This window comes from Paenibacillus sp. UNC217MF (assembly GCF_000686865.1).
Lineage (GTDB): Bacteria > Bacillota > Bacilli > Paenibacillales > Paenibacillaceae > Paenibacillus_B > Paenibacillus_B suaedae.
Genome location: NZ_KK366029.1, coordinates 96659 through 116959, shown reverse-complemented (window position 1 = coordinate 116959; position 20301 = coordinate 96659). Strand labels below are relative to the sequence as shown.

Annotated in this window: 13 protein-coding genes; 8 read left to right on the top strand and 5 right to left on the bottom strand. The window is 46.3% G+C overall.

Annotated features, from left to right (window positions below):
- Positions 1-3 precede the first annotated feature (3 nt).
- On the bottom strand, positions 4-1239 hold the full coding sequence (locus tag BP95_RS0124845) for a stalk domain-containing protein (protein ID WP_036590462.1): 1236 nt from the start codon (positions 1237-1239) through the stop codon (positions 4-6).
- A 305-nt stretch (positions 1240-1544) separates the two neighbouring features.
- Here BP95_RS0124845 and BP95_RS0124840 point away from each other — a divergent pair, with 305 nt between their 5' ends.
- The 7 genes from BP95_RS0124840 to BP95_RS0124810 all read left to right on the top strand — a co-directional run bounded on the left by BP95_RS0124840 (position 1545) and on the right by BP95_RS0124810 (position 12325).
- On the top strand, positions 1545-3023 hold the full coding sequence (locus tag BP95_RS0124840) for an aldehyde dehydrogenase family protein (protein ID WP_028533486.1): 1479 nt from the start codon (positions 1545-1547) through the stop codon (positions 3021-3023).
- A 218-nt stretch (positions 3024-3241) separates the two neighbouring features.
- A complete protein-coding gene (locus tag BP95_RS0124835; protein WP_021252770.1) occupies positions 3242-3538 on the top strand; it encodes a hypothetical protein in 297 nt (98 codons plus the stop codon).
- A 76-nt stretch (positions 3539-3614) separates the two neighbouring features.
- Positions 3615-4808 (top strand): response regulator, encoded by a 1194-nt coding sequence (locus BP95_RS0124830; protein ID WP_231515192.1) that lies wholly within the window; start codon positions 3615-3617, stop codon positions 4806-4808.
- A 301-nt stretch (positions 4809-5109) separates the two neighbouring features.
- Positions 5110-10275, top strand: coding sequence for a SpaA isopeptide-forming pilin-related protein (locus tag BP95_RS31335; RefSeq protein WP_036667603.1), 5166 nt, complete (start codon positions 5110-5112; stop codon positions 10273-10275).
- Between the two features lie 166 nt (positions 10276-10441).
- Entirely contained in the window at positions 10442-10825 is a 384-nt protein-coding gene (locus BP95_RS0124820; RefSeq protein WP_021252774.1) for a GntR family transcriptional regulator, read from the top strand.
- Positions 10822-11688 carry an ABC transporter ATP-binding protein gene (locus tag BP95_RS0124815; protein WP_028533484.1) on the top strand — a complete coding sequence of 289 codons (867 nt, stop codon included), beginning with the start codon at positions 10822-10824 and terminating at the stop codon, positions 11686-11688. The genes BP95_RS0124820 and BP95_RS0124815 overlap by 4 nt, the downstream gene beginning before the upstream one ends.
- Positions 11678-12325: an ABC-2 transporter permease gene (locus BP95_RS0124810; protein ID WP_021252776.1), complete on the top strand. Its 648-nt coding sequence runs from the start codon at positions 11678-11680 to the stop codon at positions 12323-12325. The genes BP95_RS0124815 and BP95_RS0124810 overlap by 11 nt, the downstream gene beginning before the upstream one ends.
- A 284-nt stretch (positions 12326-12609) precedes the next feature.
- On the opposite strand, the gene BP95_RS0124805 is transcribed toward BP95_RS0124810, so the two are convergent.
- The 4 genes from BP95_RS0124805 to BP95_RS34660 all read right to left on the bottom strand — a co-directional run bounded on the left by BP95_RS0124805 (position 12610) and on the right by BP95_RS34660 (position 18815).
- Positions 12610-15705, bottom strand: coding sequence for a hybrid sensor histidine kinase/response regulator (locus tag BP95_RS0124805; RefSeq protein ID WP_028533483.1), 3096 nt, complete (start codon positions 15703-15705; stop codon positions 12610-12612).
- A 213-nt stretch (positions 15706-15918) separates the two neighbouring features.
- On the bottom strand, positions 15919-17634 hold the full coding sequence (locus BP95_RS33630; RefSeq protein WP_021252778.1) for a hypothetical protein: 1716 nt from the start codon (positions 17632-17634) through the stop codon (positions 15919-15921).
- 212 nt (positions 17635-17846) lie between these two features.
- Positions 17847-18683, bottom strand: coding sequence for a protein-glutamine gamma-glutamyltransferase (locus BP95_RS0124795; RefSeq protein WP_028533482.1), 837 nt, complete (start codon positions 18681-18683; stop codon positions 17847-17849).
- Positions 18684-18710: 27 nt separating this feature from the next.
- Positions 18711-18815, bottom strand: coding sequence for a BBE domain-containing protein (locus BP95_RS34660; protein ID WP_081676786.1), 105 nt, complete (start codon positions 18813-18815; stop codon positions 18711-18713).
- 390 nt (positions 18816-19205) lie between these two features.
- Here BP95_RS34660 and BP95_RS0124790 point away from each other — a divergent pair, with 390 nt between their 5' ends.
- On the top strand, positions 19206-20255 hold the full coding sequence (locus BP95_RS0124790; protein WP_021252780.1) for a hypothetical protein: 1050 nt from the start codon (positions 19206-19208) through the stop codon (positions 20253-20255).
- The last annotated feature ends 46 nt before the right edge of the window (positions 20256-20301 follow it).

The following is a 20301-nucleotide window of genomic DNA, read 5'->3' as shown; positions in this document are numbered from 1 at the left end:
AAGCTACGATTTTAATGGAATCACATTTTTATCGATCTGTGCTTTAGAGGATTCCCCAATGAGTCCTAATCTCCACAATGCTGTCCCTTTCAACTGATGGCGCTTCGCAAGCCCAATTACACTGCTAATCGTCTTCTCGTTCTCGCTCCATGTCGAAATGCCTAATACCAGCTTCTCTTTCGATACTTCCTTCAAAGCAAGCGTAATGGCCTCATTCACTTTGTCCAATGGCTCCGGCACTTTCCCTCTCGTATATTCATACGCCATAATAATGAGATCATCCGCCACTGTTGCCAATGTCTTATAGTCATATCCTTGATAGGCTCCATTCAATGGATGAAGCGCAAGAGAGAGCTTGAGATCAGATGCCTTAGTCTTCTGGGCCAAACGTGTAACGAACTCATTAAAGTCCCGCTTTGCCTTCCCAATATCTCCAGACAAGCCCAACCCTTCAAAATCAAGCACGATGCCGGAGAAATTTTTGTCCGTTGCAAGCTGCACAATATCCGCAATCGCCTTATCGCGAAGCGCCGAATCCTCTAGCATTTTCGTCAGCTCGTTCTTCCGATCTGAAGCAAACACCATGAGATACGGACTAGTTCCTTCCTGCTTTGCCTGATCCACTATCCCCTCAGGTGTTATTTCTCCTGCAGCTTGGGGCCAATAGAAGTCTTTGCCGCTCGTTGTGATCGTTCCATCTTCTTGAAGCCTTGCCCAGCCAAATCCCACAGTATCAAATTGAGGGATATACTGGCGCTCGCCGAAAGCTTTTACCGCATAAAAGGCCATACTGTACATCTTCTTCGGCGGTGACTGCAAGGAGACGACTTTCGTTTTCTGATTCCAGGATACTTGTGCACCGAACTGCTTACTGAAAAAGCTGAGCGGAATATAGGTCGTTCCGGTACGGGCAAACGGCGCTGCACTCAACTGCACGGCCTGTCCATTCACTTTGGCTATCTTCTGGTTCAATTGCAGAACTACTACCTTCTTCCCATCTGCAGCCATTTGATTCGCCGTTACCGTCTTATCTTTCGCATTCCACAGCACTTCGATGCCGAGCGCTTCTGCGATTCCACGGAATGGAACCATCGTATTCCCCTGTACAATAATGGGCTCTGCCTGAAAATCTAGCGGATAGTTATCCAGCATAATCTTCGTCTTCATAGATTGACTGTTCCCAGCCGCCTCTGCGATGCCTGCTTGCTGCGGAAGTAGCAGCGTAGAGGTCAATAGCATAGACAACAGCGAACAGATAAGAAATCGCTTTTTCAAGAAAGCTCCCTCATTTCTTACAAGATTATGAGAGCGATTGCTCTATTATTCTCTCATTCGGATCTATTTTAACTTATTTCTCAATAGAATTCCTGCAATTCCTTAATGTTCCAGTTTATTCACAGGCCTGTCGCACCTCATCTGCAAATCAGTCTCTATTTACATCAAAGATATCTCAATGGGAATGATTCGCTGATCGCAAGAATACATATGAGATGTACAAGTTATTAACCACTGTACCAATTCCAAATAGAAGGAGTGATTGCATCTTGTCACAGATTCAGATCAGTCCTAAGGTAGAAGCATTCTTGCAAGGTACGAAAAAGCTGTTCATCAATGGAGAATGGACAGAATCCGTGAAGAATAACGTATTCTCCTCTATGAATCCCGCAACTGGTGAAGTGCTGGCTGTTGTTGCCGAAGCGCAGGAAGAAGACGTCGACAGAGCCGTACAAGCTGCTCGCGATGCCTTCGATCATGGTGAATGGTCCCGCATGAGCGGGGCTGATCGCAGCCGCCTTATTTACAAGCTGGCAGACTTAATTGAATCGAATAAGCGAGAGCTTGCGGAGCTGGAAACGCTGGACAACGGCAAGCCGCTCCGTGAAACACTTGCTGCCGATCTTCCTCTCACCATCGAGCATTTCCGATACTATGCTGGCTGGGCAACCAAAAATGTTGGACAAACGATCCCGACGGCCGGCAATTTCCTCACCTATACGAGACATGAGCCTGTAGGTGTAGTAGGACAAATCATTCCGTGGAACTTCCCACTGCTGATGGCTGCTTGGAAGCTGGGCGCCGCGCTGGCCACTGGCTGTACGGTTGTCCTGAAGCCAGCTGAGCAGACGCCGCTGTCAGCACTCTATCTCGCACAGCTTATTCAGGAAGCCGGCTTCCCGCCGGGTGTCGTGAACGTCATTCCAGGCTTCGGCGAGACAGCTGGTGCTCCGCTTGTCCAGCATCCACATGTTGATAAGATTGCCTTCACAGGATCAACAGTAGTAGGCAAATCCATCATGCAGGAAGCTGCCCACTCCCTGAAGAAGGTTACCCTTGAACTTGGGGGCAAGTCGCCGAACATTATTCTTCCTGATGCTGATCTGTCCCGCGCAGTCCCTGGAGCGCTCAGCGGCATTACCTTCAACCAAGGGCAAGTGTGCTCAGCAGGCTCACGGCTGTACGTGCAGAAGAAGCTCTATGATAACGTTGTTGCTGACCTCGCTTCCAAGGCGAAGCGCATTCGTGTTGGAGCTGGCTTGGACTTAGACACGGAGATGGGGCCTCTCGTGTCCTCCGAGCAGCATGATGTCGTCCAGCGCTACATCGAAGCAGGCAGAGCAGCTGGCGCTGAATTGGTGACGGGCGGAAGCGTACCCTACAATCAAGGCTACTTCGTCGAGCCAACGGTGTTTGCACAGGTTGATCCGCAGATGACCATTGCTCGCGAAGAGATCTTCGGCCCAGTTATTGCAGCATTGCCGTATGATACGCTGGATGACTTGATTGAACAGGCTAACCAGTCCGACTACGGCCTTGCGTCTGGCGTATGGACACAGGACTTGAAGAGCGCCCACTATCTTGCAAGCAAGCTTAGAGCAGGAACCGTATGGATCAACTGCTACAACGTATTCGACGCAGCCGCTCCATTCGGTGGCTACAAGCAGTCAGGAATCGGACGTGAAATGGGCTCCTATGCGCTAGACAATTACACCGAAGTGAAGACGGTATGGGTGAATCTTGATTAATGCTGCATTTCTAACCCTTGGCATGACATGACAGTTATCCAGCTGCCAGCAGCTAAATAAGAAGGGAAGGCCGGTCTCTAGGAGTCGGTCTTTTTCCTACTGGTCTGACAAGCTGGGACGTCTCATTCTATTTCAGCAGTCGAATTCAGATTTTGTTCAGCCAAATATGATTGAATAGAACTAACGAGTACGACTATGACTGCTGGAGGAATGCGAACATGCTATTATCCATCATTCAACAAGAGGCACTTGAGCAGGCAAGACGACATGGAGGACGGCTCATTCGCTGGAGTGGAGGATGTTGGACATATGAGGGAGCTGCTATTTTAGAAGAAGATGATCATAGCAAAGCATTCCCCGAATGGCATTGCACCACCAATACGATCTTCGCCTTGGTACGGCGCGGTTACCTGTTGATGGAAGACTGGCGGAGCTGTACACTTGTTGAATCACTCCCAAGCTTGAAGTCTATTAATATGCGGGCTATTCTGGAACATAGGCACTTGAAATCGTAACACGGCTATTCACTACTTGTAGAATCAGCTTATATGCAGCATACATTCTCCCTACGTATTCAGGAATAGAAATAGAATGGGGGCTATCTTAACAATGGGACTGCATGCCATAATTGTTGATGATGAGCGACTCGCTCTAAAGAAAATGGAAAAATTGCTGACGGAACAGACCGGAAGAAATAAAATTGAGCGATTATTGGCTTGCTATAATCCCTATGATGCGATTGAAATTGCACAGCGGGAGCAGCTCCACGTAGCATTTCTAGATATTGAAATGCCGGAGATTAATGGATTCGAATTAGCTGAACGCCTGCTGCAAATTCATCCACAGCTACATATTATTTTTGTGACGGCCTATCAAGAATATGCGGTCAAAGCATTCGAGCTGAATGCGCTTGATTACCTACTAAAGCCGGTCCACCACAATCGGCTGGCATTGACCTTGCAGCGGCTTAACCCAACGAATCCGCAGAATGGGGCAGTTCCAGCAATCAGCCATGAGCGTACACCCCAGCTGACATTATGCTGTCTGCAGAGCTTGCACTATATCGATGCGAACGGCACTGCACAACGATTCCCTTGGAAGACGCTGAAAGCTCAAGAGCTATTCGCGTATCTGCTCTATTATCGAGAGAAAACCGTGAATAAGCAGGTACTGATGGATCTGCTGTGGCCGAATTATGATACGGAACGCGCTACGACGCAGCTGCACACGGCCATTTATCAAATTCGAAAAATGATCAAAACCGCAGAACTCGATATTGAAGTCAAATATAAAGATGAAGGGTATCGTCTGGCTTGGGGCGCATTGCGACTTGACGTGGAAGAATGGGAGAACTCTGTTCGCGAAGCTCCCTTACTGCAGACGGATACCTTAGCACAACATCTTGCCATCTTGAATGCATACACGGGAGACTTCCTTGAAGAGCATCGATATGGCTGGGCCGAATACGAATGGGAGCGAATACGAACGGTCTGGTTGAACCATGCCGAAGCGATTGCGCAATTCTACCTTTCGGGTGAAATGTACTCGGAGGCTACTCTGATCTATCGCCAAATTATTGACAAGTTCCCTCATATGGAGCATGGTTACTTCGCGCTAATGAACATTTATGCCTCTCTGAATCACTCAGCCGAAGTACGTAAGCTGTACAATCTTCTGACAAGCAAGCTCGAAGAGGAGTATGATACGACCCCTAGCAAGGAAATTACCGACTGGTACCATCAATGGATGATGGAATCTGCGCAAGCTAATGGATCTGCAATCTAGCAGCTGCTCAGCACATACACCGACATACTCCTTACCCATCCCGATAGTTTATCGGGATTTTTTGTGTAAATTGTGTTTCTTTATTTTAATATAGTCGCCATATAATCCTCGTACGCCCCTCCAACTTTCTCATTTCCGCACAAAAAAATGTCAAGCAAATCTGTTTAACCTACCATTTCGTTGGGTAATTTCACATGTCAGGAAATGTTTTCTGAAACTTTCATTTGGTTTGACAAAACTGAATCCTTTAGTAGACAATGATTCAGTTGCAAAAAAATTTAAAAAATAGGAGATTCTAAGAATGAACAACCTTAGAAAGACATTATACGGTCTCTTAGTAGTCGCTATTATGTTGAATCTTGTTCTGCCTCCCACGCTTGTTCAAGCGTATGATGGGTTGCCGAATGCTTTGTTCAATACCGGAGATCGTAATGCCACAAGCGTTACCGACCTCACCTATGGCAAGGATCCGAACAATGGCCAGGATCCCAGCAGCGTGACGAAGGTTACTTACGGGGCAATTACAGACAATATTCTTACTTCCGTGTCTATAACGGATGCGAAGGGGAATAATATTTCATCTATTCGTCCAAATCTGAATGAATATGTGAATATAGACTATACTTGGAAGCTTCCAGCCGGTCACCATTACGGCGCTGGCTCGACCTTTACATTCCGACTTCCAGACAAGTTCCAGTTATCGGCTCCAATTAAGAATCAACCTTTGAATAAAGGTGGAATCGAATACGGCACCTTTGATATTACGCCGGACGGTCAAGTAACCTTCACGTTCAATGAAGAAATTGAGGATGGTCAAGAGCTGATCGGCGATTTCTTCGTATGGAGATATTTCGACGAGAAAAAGTTTGAAGGTGGAACCCAGCAAGAAATATCTTTTGATATTCAAGGGAACTCCAGCTTCGAAATCCCAATTCATTTCAACAAAAATCCTAACAGCAAAGAGATTACGAAGCGTGGCACGGCCAATCGAACGATCAATCCTACGGAAATCGAATGGGTTGTAGACTTCAATACAAGTGAAGACATTATCAATAACGCTATCTTCACCGACATGCTGCCAGACGGCTTGGAAATCGATATGAGTTCGATTTCAGTACATAAGCTTGACGTTCAATTGAACGGAACGGTTAAAGAAGCTGAGCAAGTAGCTTACCTCCCCGTACGCGAGGCCAATGGCTTCAAAATCGAGCTGGGCAATATTCAAAATGCCTATCGAGTGAAATACAAAACGAAAATTACCAAGACAGAAGACAAACGCTATACCAATGCTGTTCAGGTCACAGGAGATAATCATAACCCTCTAACGATCTCTTCGAGTGTGAATGTACGATTCAGCAAGCCGCTAGAGAAACAATCGACCGGCTACGATCCTTACACGCAAACGATCAATTGGAAGATTGAATACAATTACAACGAGCGTGAAATCGACCAAGCGAAGGCTTGGATTGCGGATGTTTTTGACACGAAGGTTCAGGAACTCAATGTGGATTCATTCGTAGTGAACGAAATGTCTATTGACGATAACGGAAAAGCAACCGTTGTCAGACAACTGGGCAAAGATGAATATACGGTCGTAAAAACAACCGACGGATTTAAGCTGCAATTCAAAAATAAAGTAACGAAAGCTTATTCCATCGAGTATTCGACCAAATCCATTGACCGGGTTTATGAAAATGGAAAAATCAACAATAAAGTCACGATGCATGACAACACCTCTAAAGAGGCATCGAGAGACATTTACCCTGTCATCTTCTTCAAGGGCCATGACGATGTTAACTATGCCAACAAAACGATTGGTTGGTACCTCACCCTGAATCAAGACAACAAGGTGATGGAAAATGTCGTCGTAGAAGATATATTCAAGACGAGAGGTTTGACCATTGATCAGAAAAGCCTTGAGGATAACTTGGCGGCTGCTGGATTTACCAAAGATAAGGATTATACGATCAATTATGTAGTAGATCCTACAAATTCCCGCTATCATAGCGGATTCAAGATTACATTTACAACGAACATTACTTCCAGTCTAGTTATTCGGTATCAGACAAAATTCGATCCAGTTCTAAATAACGCCAGCTACACAAATAGTGCGACTCTGAATTGGGAAGAAAAAGGCGTATCTCAGAAGCCTATCACGAAAGAAGATACCGTTACACCAGATGGCTATACGAAGAACAACGGGAATAAAAGTGGTTCTTACGATGCCCGCACGAAGGAAATTACGTGGACGATCGATATCAACTATAACCTTCACCACATCGATAAAGCCGTACTTCGCGACTTTTATACCGGCGAGCAGACATTCGTTGACGGATCTTTGACAGTACACGAATTGATTTTGTCGGGTGGCGCAAATGGTGTTCAAGAAGGCAGCATTACAAACGATTATACATTCGAAAAGAAAACGGAAAATAATAAATCGGGCTTCGAATTAACGTTCAACAACCCAATTGACAAGGCTTACCGAATTACCTACAAGACAAGCCTTAACAATCAGTCTGTCGTCAAATCCTACAGCAATGGAGCAACATTGGAGGATAAATCGACATCCAACAAAGTATTCGACGGCTCGGCTTCCGTGTCACCGCAATACGGAGATGAGTATGTATCCAAGACAGGTGTCCAAGGTAAAGGGGAACAATCGGACATCGCGTTCTGGACCGTCAACATTAACCGCAGCCAATCGCACATCAAGGCCGGTTCGGTTCTGACAGATACGTTGTCTGCCAGCCAAAAGCTTGTGCCAGAGTCGATTAAGCTGTACGAAACGACCGTGTCACAGAACGGAACCTTGACTAAGGCTTCCACGCCAATGGATTTAGAGCAAGTTGCGGAATTGAAAGTCGATGGAAACAAGCTTACGCTTACCTTTAAGACAGAACTGGATAAAGCTTACGTTTTAGAGTATCAATCCTTTATTGATGCCGATAATGGCGAGAGTTTAAGCAACAAGGTATCTTTTGAAGGTCAGTCCTCCGGAACAGTAAACGGCAATGAATCATCAAGCATCAAAGTTGAATTCGCTGGAGCAGGGGGCGGGGCAAGCACCTCCATCCGAGGAGATTTGAAAATCAAAAAGGTTGATGCTGCTACAGCAGCGCTGCTGGAAGGCGCGAAATTCGGGCTGTACGATAAATCGGGAACGATCCTGCTGCAAGAAGCTGTAACGGATCAAGACGGAATCGCAACCTTTACTGATTTGCGATTTAGACAATACAAAATTAAAGAGCTGGCCCCTCCTCCAGGCTACTTGCTGCCGCAAAAGCCGGAGCAGGTTATCACCCTGAGCAAGGATGGCCAGGTCGTTACCATTAAGAACACCAAAATCGTAAGAGATTTTGAGCTCACGAAAGTTGATGCTGAAAATAGATCTAAGCTTCTTGAAGACGCTGTGTTCAAGCTTCAGCGGTTTGATGGGGTCGGATATGCAGATGTCAATGGATATACGAGCCTTCCTACGAAAAAGAACGGTAAGGTGAAACTGACGGATCTTCCTCCAGGTCAATATAAACTGGTCGAGGTTCAGGCTCCCGCCGGGTATAAGCAGGAAGCTAAAGAAATTCCATTTACAATCGATGAAAATCAAACCGTACAAAAAACAGGTACTGTAACAAATAACCGAATCAAAGGCTCTGTTGAACTGACAAAGGTAGATGACGGCAAGCCTGCTTCACCTCTTGCTGGGGCTGAGTTCGAGATTCAAGATGCTAAGACAGGTAAAGTCGTGCGCAGCAAGCTGATTACCGGAACAGACGGTAAGGTGAGCACGGGCAACTTGGATATCGGAAGCTATCAATTTGTCGAGAAGGCTGCACCTAAGGGGTACAAGCTCATTACGACTCCATTGAAATTTGATATTACAGATGAGAGCAAGATTGAACTTACATTTGTAAATGAAAAGCTTCCGGGCTCCTTGAAGCTCTTGAAGATTGAAACAGGTAAAGCGACCAAAGGGTTGAAAGGTGCGCAGTTCCGTATCCTTGATGAGAACCAACAGCCTCTCCTTAATAAGGACGGCAAGCCATTCCCGATTCAAACAACTGATCAAGATGGTCTCATTATCATTCCTGATCTGAAGCCGGGCACTTACTTTGTTGAAGAGACTAAAGCTCCAAATGGCTATCTCATTGATAAAAAGCTGACCGAGTTCACGATTACGAGTGAGAAAGAAACGCTCGTTACTGTCGAGAATACTCGTGAACCTCTTCCGGGCTCCTTGAAGCTCTTGAAGATTGAAACGGGCAAGAAAGATAAAAGTCTTGAAGGCGCTCAGTTCCGTCTCCTTGACGAGAACCAGCAGCCTCTCTTGGATAAGAACGGTAAGCCGTATCCAATTCAGACTACGGATAAGGATGGACTTATTCTGATTCCGAATCTGAAGGTGGGCACTTACTTTGTCGAAGAGACTAAAGCTCCTGATGGCTATCTCATCGACAACAAGCTAACTGAGTTCACAATTACGAGTGAGAAAGAAACGCTCGTTACTGTCGAGAATACTCTTGAACCTCTTCCGGGATCCTTGAAGCTCTTGAAGATTGGAACGGGCAAGAAAGGTAAAGGGCTTGAAGGCGCTCAGTTCCGTCTCCTTGACGAGAACCAGCAGCCTCTTTTGGATAAGAACGGTAAGCCGTACCCAATTCAGACTACGGATAAGGATGGACTTATTCTGATTCCGAATCTGAAGGCGGGCACTTACTTTGTCGAAGAGACTAAAGCTCCTGATGGCTATCTCATTGATAAAAAGCTGACGATGTTCACGATTACGAATGAGAAAGAAACACTTGTTACTGTCGAGAATACGCTGAAACCAATCGAGCCAATTGCCCCGGTTGATCCAGTTGATCCTATTGATCCTGTTGATCCAGTCGATCCGGTTGACCCAATCAATCCAGTTGATCCGGTTAATCCGGTCGATCCATCACATCCTGGTGACAATTCGAAGGAACCGACCGAAAACGGCAATAAGGAACCGAGCAAACCTATCAATCCGGAAGAACCAAACAAGCCAGAAAAACCTGAAGATGATGGCAGCATTCCTGGCCACATCACAGAAGAAGGATCTAATAAAGAGCCTGAGAAAGAAACGGGCAATGAAACAGGCGACAAGCCAAATAAAGAAACGGATTCAGGCAACGAGACTGGTGACTCTGGTAAAGAGTCCGATAAAACGGATGGCAAAGACTCCGGCGATGGCAAGGATGACACCGCCACTGACAATGGGTCGAACGAGAAGTCCGAAAATAACGGAACATCGGATAAAGTAAAAGATAAGAGCACAAGCGATAACATCACCAACCGTGAACAAAACCGGAAGCAAGATAAATCCGACAAAGTGCTGCCGAAAACAGGCGAAGACAGCCCGCTGCCTATGCAGCTTGCTGGACTGGCACTTGTCATGCTCGGATCCGTATTGTTCGCCATTCGCAAGAGATGGATGAAATCTTAATAGCAGCTATTCCAGACCGACCCCAACTTATGGGGTCGGTTTTTCTATCCCCTTCCACCCAAAAGAGGATTGATATTTCGGGCATGATCGAGTAAAGTAGTAACTGTGCATACTGTGTATCTATCTAATATACAGTATGCACAGTTTCGAACAAAGAGGGTATTTTATGAACATTATTATTAAGAACGTGTCCGACGTTCCCTTATATCGACAGATCAAGGATCAGATCAAGGACGCGATTCTGCGTGGCGATCTGAAGGAAGGCGAACTGCTCCCCTCCATTCGCTCACTTGCGAACGATCTGCATGTCAGCGTACTAACGACCAAGCGCGTATACGCTGAGTTGGAGGAAGAAGGATTTATCATGACGAGGGCTGGGAAGGGCTCGTATGTGGCGCCAGAGAGCCAAGAGCTGCTGGCAGAGTCCAAGCGTCATCTCGTGGAATCGAAGCTCGCGGAGGCATGGCAGCTAGCCCGGACACTAGATATTCCGAAGGAAGAACTACGTGAAATGATGGAACTACTATTTGTAGAGGAGGATGAGCAATGAGCAATCTATTGGAAGTAACGAATGTTAACGTCCAATTTGAACACTTTCGTCTGAACAATATTAGCTTCGCCCTACAAGAAGGCTGTATTACTGGATTTATTGGAACGAACGGTTCAGGGAAGACGACGACCATTAAAGCCATTCTAGGACTCATTCAGAAGAACGCGGGCAGCGTTTCGTTTCTGGGGAAGGAAATGGACAAGCATGAGCGCGATTTGAAAAACCGCATCGGCATCGTATTTGATGAAGGCTATTTCTATGATGATATGACGCTGTCGGAAATGAAGAGCATCATCGCCCCCGCCTATACGAACTGGGATGAAGCCATCTTCCAGCACTATATCCAGCGCTTCAACCTGCAGCTGAATCAGAAGATATCGACCTTATCCAAGGGCATGCGCATGAAATATGCCATTGCACTCGCCATGTCCCATCATGCCGATTTACTCATTATGGATGAGCCCACGAGTGGTCTTGATCCCCTCATCCGGTGTGAACTGATGGAGCTTCTATTGGAGTTCATGAACGAGGAAGGAAAGAGTGTCTTTTTCTCCACACATATTACGTCTGATTTAGAGAAGATCGCAGATACCCTGTTGATGATCGATCATGGGGACATCTTATTTCACGAAGACAAGGATGCATTGCTGGATTCACATGCCCTTGTGAAGGGAGACAAGAAGCTGCTGAATGAGCGCACAGAATCCCTCTTCTTATCTCTACAGGTTACCGCATACGGATTCGAAGGCATTACGCGCAGCATTCCCGAAGTGCGGCAGTTGATGGGCAACGTGCATATGGAGAAGCCGTCCATCGAGTCCATTATGCTGGCTTATATAGGAGGTAATCGACATGCTCATTAATCTGGTCAAAAAAGATCTCATCCTTACGAAAAAGTATTTGCTGGTCATGCTGCTATTCGCCATCGGTGGACCTCTATTTATATCTTATCGGATGCCGCTGAGCGGAAATGGAAACATCAGCTTTCTTATTACCGTACTCTTTATGGAGTTTATTCTATTCAATACCGTGTCTGTGTCGGAGGAAAAGTATAAGGGGGCCTCGCTGCTGTGTGCCACTCCCTATACACGAAATGCGCTAGTCAAGGCTAAGTATCTGCTCGTTCTCACCATCTTTATTGTGAGTCTCGGCCTTTATACAATCACATCCCTTGTCGTTCCACAACTATTAAGCCGCTTGAGTGTCTTGGGCGTAGGGACGGCCTTGCTGCTCGTCAGCCTGTACTTGGGCGTGTTGATTCCGTTGCAGTATAAATATGGTTATGAAAAAACGAAGTTCATATCTATGATGATCATATTCGTGACCCCCTTCATCACTCCAGTGATCATGAAGTGGTACCAGTCTCGGCCTGTTTCCATTTCGATCTCGCTTCCACTTCCACACGAGATTCAGCAGTGGATTCCAGGTATCATTGCGCTTGCCATTGGCATCGTGTCGATGATGATATCGATTCGTATTTATGCAAGCAAGAACTTGTAATTGTCCGTACAAGTCGCAAGCTAAGATAGTAAACAATACATCTTAAGGCGAGGGGTAATCCCCCGCCTTATTTCGTTCATAAGCATGTGAACGTCTACCGCTTTTTATGGAAAAATGGTAATCTACGGACATCTGCCCTTCATCGAGGAGTCACAACAGTTCAATTCCCTTGTTCTTCAATTTCTGCAGCAATCACCTGTATATTCATAAGGGAGGGCTGCCTAAAGGTCAGTAAGGTGACCTAGGGCAACCCTAGAACTCATTTTAGAGTACATCTATCAATATCATAATTTCGTCATAGCAAAGGACACACTCGTCCCCTCATTCACCTTACTGCGAATAACGAGACCCGCTCCATATAGCTGCTTCAATCGTCGGTCTGTATTGAGCAGCCCAATTCCCCGCTTCTCAATCCCATGGAATTCAAGCAGAGTATCAACTCGATGAGCATCCATACCTACACCGTCGTCGCGAATCTCCACATGAACATACCGTTCATCCTGCGTAATCCTGATCCACACTGTTCCCCCACGAGCACGGCTTAGCACCCCGTGCCGAATGGCATTCTCCACAAGCGGCTGGATTGTCAGTGGCGGAATCATCACCCGAATGTGCTGCTCCAGCTCCCAAATGACATTCAGTCTGTCCTCGAAGCGAGCATACTCGATAAATAAGTAGGAACGAACGAGATCAAGCTCATGTTCAATCGGTACCAGCTTCGACGAGTTCAAGAAGTCGAAGCTGATTCTCAAGTAAGAGCTGAATGCCTCAATAAGGTCATTCATCTTGTTCGTGTCGAAATCACTGAGCGCCGTAATTGTGTTCAATGTATTAAATAAGAAGTGAGGCTGAATCTGCGCCTGCAAGTAAGCAGCCTCCATACGCAAGCGTTCATTCACTGCCTGCTTCAACTCCGTCAGCGCCTGTACGCGGGAGCGCAGTTCCATAGCATCAACAGGCTTCGTTACATAATCATTTGCACCCGCCAAAAATCCCGAGTGCACATCCTCCGCGTTGCTTCGCGCAGTTAGGAGCAGAATAGGCAATTCCAGAATCGTAAAGCGTTCGCGAATGAGACGAGTTAACTCGTAACCGGACATATGGGGCATCATGACATCCGTAATGATCAAGTCCCACTTGGCTGTATCCAGCTTGCTTAAGGCCTCTTTGCCGCTCGTTGCTCTCACAACCTCATATCGATCGGTGGACAAGATGTCCCCAAGTATTTTTAAATTCACGCGATCATCATCAACAATCAATATCATTGGCTTATACAGAGCAGAGGCCGTCTGCTGCTGCACCACATGAAGCTCGTCAGAGATCATGCTCACATCTCTTGCAGCCTTAGCAGACACAAGCGCCTCTATCGGGTTCTCCTCCTGCACAAGCAGAATTGTATCCGGTTCGGCCAGGTGCAGGGTGAAGGAAAATACAGATCCCTTTCCAAGTTCCGATTCCACTTCCAGTCTTCCGCCATGCAGCTGCACCATTTGTTCACAAATGCGAAGTCCAAGTCCGATTCCCCCGGCACTTGTATCCGTATCCGCAGTTCCTTGTTCGTAAGCATGGAATGCCCGCTCCTGCAGTTCCTTATTCATGCCAATGCCTGTGTCAGCAACAGAGATACAGGCCCGTCCTTCTCGAACCTCTGCGGAAATCATTATTGAACCCTCATCCGTGAACTTGATTGCATTATGAACAAGATTGGACAAAACTTGAACTAATCGCTTCTCGTCCGCTATAACAGGCGGAAATGTCTCGGGTATCGCCATAACCAGCTGGATTGGCTTGCCCTCCATCATGAAGCGCAGCATGTCCAGCACGCCAGACGCCACCGATTGCACATGAAGCGGAGTGCAATATAAAATGACTTTTCCTTCCCGGAGCTGTGCCAAGTCAAGTAAATCATTAATTGTATGCGACATGCGGCGACTGATCGTAATAAGCAGTTCCATATCTGCCCTGCTCTTCTCATCCATCAGTTCCTTCTCGCGTGTGACAACAGACTGCGCAATATTGATGACACCGTGCAGCGGCGTGCGCAATTCATGCGACGTATTTGCCAAGAATAGATCCTTCTTCTCGTCAGCCTCCCGCAGCTGATCGTTCAATTTTGCATTCTCTTCAGCATTGCGGAAATACATTTTGAACCAATACGCTGAAAATCCGACGATCGAGGCGATGATGTTGATCGGATAGTAAATCATATTTTTCGTTCCGTTATAAATAAAAACACTCCAGGTGATCCCTGACATAACACTGACAGCCGCAAGCAGCAAAATATAGGCTTCCCTACGGTTTTGATAAACCATCTGCATAATCAGGGATGATAACCAAATAATCGGGAAGAGATAGAGCACGCTGAAAATCCTATAGGTCGTCGTGAAGAAAACAAACGGTGCAGGGGCAACAAGTACAAATACTGTAAACAAGACTAAGAAGCCCGTATACCCGTAGAATAGCTTCCCACGCCGTGTAAATCCAGAAAAGTTCCTTCCCATAATCATCATGAAGCAGGCATGCCACAAATAAGCAAGAATCTTGATTCGAAGCGCCCAGGTATAATTGATTGGAAGCCATAACAGCAGGATCGAATCATTGTCTGCTATGACTAATGTGCCTGTCATTGTCATTAATAACCCGAAAATAATAAAAGTCTTCTCTCGCGGATTAAAGCAATACAAAATGACAGCATATAGGCCATGCAGCATCAAAATGATAAAGGTAACTAATTGAAAACCGATGGAATACCAGCGTTGAAATTCAACCGCCGCCTGCGTTCCGAATCTTATAGAGCGAGCGATGCCTCCTTTATAGGGGTTGTCGAAGTTGGAGACTTGTAGCAGAACCTCGATGACGCCTTGATCCTCTGCCTCGACCTCGTAGGAAGTGGTAAAGGATGACTGAACGGGACGATATGACTCCGCATCGGTGGACACTACCCCCGATTTCGCATTGATTTGTCCATTGATTAGAAAGACGTTGGCCGCTTGAATTTCTCTTATCCAAAAATGGTAAGGCTGATTTATCGGCTGATCGACCAATACACGAAGCCGGTACGTCCCATAGCCATATGAATTCCTTTTATGCTGCCGCCAGCCCTCTCTCCAATCTCCAGGAACCTGAACATAGCTGGATTGACCTTGGAACTGACGCAGCTCATCCTCATTCGATATCAATGCATCTGGATAGAACTCCCACTGACCATCCAAATATACGGTATGCTTGTTGTCCAGCTCCATTCCGCGCAGATCAGCAACCCCATTAGCCACCTTCACATGCTGAGATGCCTCCAAGGTCATAAGCCACGTTACGTGGATGCCAGCAAGAAGGAGCACGAACAATAACGTGCTCACAATGATTTTTTTCTTGTTCATCATATTATGAGGTTTTCTACAGCAATCTTCTTTTTCCTGCATTTTGGCATCTTTGCCCATTTTTATATTCACTAAAAAAGGCGAGGAGCTCCTCGCCCCTCGCCTCATACAAGTTAACCTACCTGTCATCGTTCTGCCAGTATCTATTATTCTTCTACCTCATGTTACTCTATCTATTCATTCTCTATCTATACACGATCGCCTATCACTCATCTGCTATTCGACACGCAGCGTATACCATTCGATTGCCGAAGGCTTGCTCGTGATCTGACCCGCCATCGGGTTGGCATAGTACCACGTAATCGACTGATCCTGTACAAGCGGCATCATGTTCCCAGGGGATGGAACGCCTCCGAGATATGTCGGCTGCTTAAGCATCGTTCCCTGGCCATCCACGACCGCATACTTCATTCCTTCCCCGAGTCGGCTCGACTCCGTCCATAACAAGACAAACTTATTATCATTGATCTTGCTAATATATGTATCCCTGATGAACACGCCGTCCTCAGACGTATGCTGTGTCAGCCATATCGGCTTGATGATTGATTGATCTTGCGCATTCTTCGGCACGACACTAAGGAATACATTTTTGCCTTTCCCATCTTGTGAACCGGCGGTACTGTTGGCGCCAATGGCAAGATAGCTGGATGCAGATACTTCTAGTCCGCCCAAGTTGGCGCCTGTGTAATTATCACCGATCTTGCCCGGTATATTAATGAGGTCAATTTTTTTCGTAATCTTACCACCCTGCTCCACCTGCAGTACAATAGAGCGCGGATACGCATCGCCATGGTCAGCGTATACGATTCGATCTCCATCCATGCGAACATATGTGGCAAAGGAATGGCTCACATGGTTAGACGGGAACTGACCACTCTTACTAAGCACCTTCATCGCAGCCATATCAATGGTAAAGGTCATATTCGACTGATGCCGCAAACCATCCTTAGCGGTCTTATAGCGAAGACGAGTCGATTGAACTACGAGTTTGCCATTGGCACTGTCCATCGTAACATTCCCAGATCTGAACGGTTCTGATACGTACACATCTGATACATCTACCTGACCAAGCTTGTCCCACGAAGCATTATATTTCACTACGCGATATACTGCCTTTGTGCTGGATTCCTCCATGTTGTCTTGTCCGAATACGAGATAATAATTGCCGTCCTCACCTTGATGGAAGCCTCCGAATTTGGGCAGCTCCATGTTCAGCGTCTTACTTCCCGCTGCGGTATAGTCCTTATTGAATTGCTGAATATGTATCTTCTGCTTGTCCGAGTCCCATTGCAGCAAATTTAGCTGTCCATCCTTTAGGAACAAATAGCGGGCAGCTGGCTCGAACCAATTTCCATAATGATAATCATTGGTTGTACGCAGTTGGGTAACCCCTTCAATAGAGCGGATCGCCATCTCTGGTTGGGCAATGATATGAATTGAACTGCTTAACGCCCGCCACAGAACGGGAACATGCAGCTGCTCTCCTAATTCCCGCAGTTGAAAATAATTGCTGCCCCCGATATTATAAGACGTCAATTGAATTTCTGTGCCATCTACATATACTTTGGAGGAAGTCGGTATCGCCTGTCGTTCAGCTGCCTTGCCTGACTGTGCAGACTTCTTGGCAGGCTCTAGCTCCCCTCCGATTGGGGTATAGGCTTGTCCTGTATGCACACGAATCGCATTACTCGTGGTATCAACGGCTACATCGAAGCTGCTCTTCGTCCCCTTCAATGCCATTGCAACATCTCTCAACTTGAAGTAGTTGCTGCCCCCAATATTGTAGGCATCCATCTGATTCATCGGTTGTCCATTAATGCTCACATTGGCCTGAGTCGGCCGTGCCATTACGGATTTGTCTGCAGCCTGAACGGAAACAGCCATTCCTAGCATCATCATGATGCTGAACAGAATACTTACTTTTGTTTTCATGAAATTGATGTCCCCCATTTTTCTATCCAGCTTCGCTCATGGCTTGCATCATTCATCACACACCATGGTCATCCATCCATATTCGTCCATAATCTCTACCATTCTATAGCAACAATCTAAATTACACAACGAACCTAACGGCGAATGACGGCAGTAGAGCACTTCATTTTAGCGGAACTTCAAGACTTCAATACCGCCGCCTTCCTTCGAAACTAAGTCTCCCTGCTAGGATCTCTGTATGTCTTCGCACCAATTCTAGCATGAACACCCCATCCACGATGCTCGGAGATAGCCACAATTCGATTGTCGCGACCATATTGAAGTTGCTGTAGGGCATCGAAATCCGGATGAATGACCTCATTGGATAAATAAGCCGAGGTCTTGCTTCCAGGCTTCCTCGCTCCATTCAAGGCTGTGATCATACCCTGTGAAGAGGTAATACCAATTCCATGCCCGTAATAGAGATCGTTGCCTAGCTTCACGACATTTTCTCCTTGCCACTCCGGCGTACGTGGATTGAAGTCTGGATTTCTAAAATAAAGAATATCCCCTAAAAATGTCTCAGCGAGGTTCGAGTTCGACACCAATCGAAGATTTCGGTCATAATTCCAATCCCATAGAAGCAAATCCTGAAAGTAACGGTCAAAAACGGCTTCACCCAGCGTATCTATAATTGCCTTGTACAGAACAATAATAATAGCTGTCGCACATTCAAATGCATACTGTCCCCCATTATGAAAAATATCGTTTATGGCAGCAGAAGGCGAGACACCTCTTCTTAATTGAAATCCCCCTCTGTCCGTACGTATCCAATACCTCTCGTTGCATCTGGAATCGTCGAATCCAGCAAAGTCCACCCCACTATCGTGCAGTGTCTTCGCAGCATTCACGATATTGGAGCGCATTCTCAATTCTAATTTCAAGTCATCAGGGGAATTATATCGATAAACGACAGGACTCCTCTGCTTAGCCGCAATTACATTCCTCTCCAACTCCGATAATCCCAATGTATTGAGCTGCCCTGTGCTAACACCTGCAATCTCGATCATCCTTACTCTCCTCCTAAGATCCTCTGATTACCGAAAGCTTTGTGGGAATCGGAATACATGAAGCGGATCGTACTCCTGATTAATTAGGTGTAACCTACAGTACTCTATGCGCCCCCATCTACTCGGGTTCATGTCAGAAGATGGGATCTACATCCGATAAGCGTGAAATCTTCATAAAATTACAGGGCTTAAGACTTATACTACAATATGGAAATCAGGGAAGAAATCCGCTACAATAGTGGTTATCATCAGTACCTGCAAGTTAACCTCTACCTTCAGTCTTTCTTCTTCCCTTGTTTGTTTCATCCACACGGCATTCAAATTCCTTATTGTGAAGATCGGATAAAAGAATCGGATAGGTGCTCTCGACTGCCTGATGCACGGAATATGGACGTATGAGATACCGCCGTTAATACATAGATGGCTTACAACCTGTGTCTAAAAGGAGGGATCTTAGCTAACCAGCTTGGCTCTACGCATGATTAGAAGACGGAATGTTCTGATAATGAAGGAGGAGTATTGATGAATGTTGGAATACAGCCTGGGAGTGGGCTATATTTGCATGTTAAATGGTTCGCAGCCGATCACGAGTGGACACCTCAAGCAATGAGCAAGGTGCTCACCCCTACCTTTCTGTTCTGGTTTAGCTTCACGATTGTTGTATTGTTGCTTGTTTCGAGGTATAACGCAGCTTTGGAGCGCATCCCTATCGTTGTGAAGGTACATTCGTTTCTCAATAAGTTAAAACGCTTTCACCTACTGATTATGCGAGTAGGTGTTGGCATTGCATTACTGATGCAGATAAGCACCGGTTCCTACCTGGCCCCCACATTGCGAATCGAGACATGGTGGGTCTATGCACTTCTTATTACTAGCTTGCTTGGTCTGCTTCATCGCAAGACCTTGTTTATAAGCGGTATAGCGTTAGGCGTCTTATATGTGAAGGCACTCGCTAATTATGGAATGTTCCACATGCTCGACTATATGTTCTACCTCGGCATCATTTATTATTTGCTTGTCTCGAACACGAGATGGAGCCGTTCTGGCATCCCTGTCCTCTATATATGGACCGGCTTGTCTCTTGCTTGGCTTGCGATGGAGAAGCTGACCCTCGCCAAGCTGGCGTGCTCCCTGATGCACGAATACGGAATTCCGTCACTAGGCTTTACCGTTGAAGACTTCGTACTGATTAGCGCCTTTATTGAGCTTGGCCTTGCGTGGGCATTTATCGTCGGTATTATGAATCGATTCACAGCTCTGCTATTAACCGGATTATTCCTCGTCACAACCACTGTATTCGGATTTACCGAAATCATCGGCCATATGATTATGCATACGATACTGCTCATCTTCCTTATTGTTGGCCGGGACGGCTATACGACATTTCTGCTCTCCAGACGCGCTCCCAAACTACGCAGCTTCTTCGTGGTGCTGCACTTCACCATTATGATCTTCAGTATGATGACCGTGTACATATGGATGGGGCAGCCTAGCAGCGGATTTACTGTACCTGATCCTGCGACGCAAGCAGCACAAGTGAGTAAAATACCGGCATTTTGCCCAATCAAGTGACGCAGCTAGTAGCATTTTTACCAGTAACCTCGTATTTCGTGTCGGC

Coding starts and splice junctions, on each gene's coding strand:
- BP95_RS0124830 (WP_231515192.1), top strand. CDS start 3,615: ATGGGGGCTATCTTAACAATGGGACTGCATGCCATAATTGTTGATGAT.
- BP95_RS0124805 (WP_028533483.1), bottom strand. CDS start 15,705: ATGATGAACAAGAAAAAAATCATTGTGAGCACGTTATTGTTCGTGCTC.
- BP95_RS0124815 (WP_028533484.1), top strand. CDS start 10,822: ATGAGCAATCTATTGGAAGTAACGAATGTTAACGTCCAATTTGAACAC.
- BP95_RS0124820 (WP_021252774.1), top strand. CDS start 10,442: ATGAACATTATTATTAAGAACGTGTCCGACGTTCCCTTATATCGACAG.
- BP95_RS0124790 (WP_021252780.1), top strand. CDS start 19,206: ATGAATGTTGGAATACAGCCTGGGAGTGGGCTATATTTGCATGTTAAA.
- BP95_RS34660 (WP_081676786.1), bottom strand. CDS start 18,815: ATGAACCCGAGTAGATGGGGGCGCATAGAGTACTGTAGGTTACACCTA.
- BP95_RS0124845 (WP_036590462.1), bottom strand. CDS start 1,239: ATGCTATTGACCTCTACGCTGCTACTTCCGCAGCAAGCAGGCATCGCA.
- BP95_RS33630 (WP_021252778.1), bottom strand. CDS start 17,634: ATGAAAACAAAAGTAAGTATTCTGTTCAGCATCATGATGATGCTAGGA.
- BP95_RS31335 (WP_036667603.1), top strand. CDS start 5,110: ATGAACAACCTTAGAAAGACATTATACGGTCTCTTAGTAGTCGCTATT.
- BP95_RS0124795 (WP_028533482.1), bottom strand. CDS start 18,683: ATGATCGAGATTGCAGGTGTTAGCACAGGGCAGCTCAATACATTGGGA.
- BP95_RS0124835 (WP_021252770.1), top strand. CDS start 3,242: ATGCTATTATCCATCATTCAACAAGAGGCACTTGAGCAGGCAAGACGA.
- BP95_RS0124810 (WP_021252776.1), top strand. CDS start 11,678: ATGCTCATTAATCTGGTCAAAAAAGATCTCATCCTTACGAAAAAGTAT.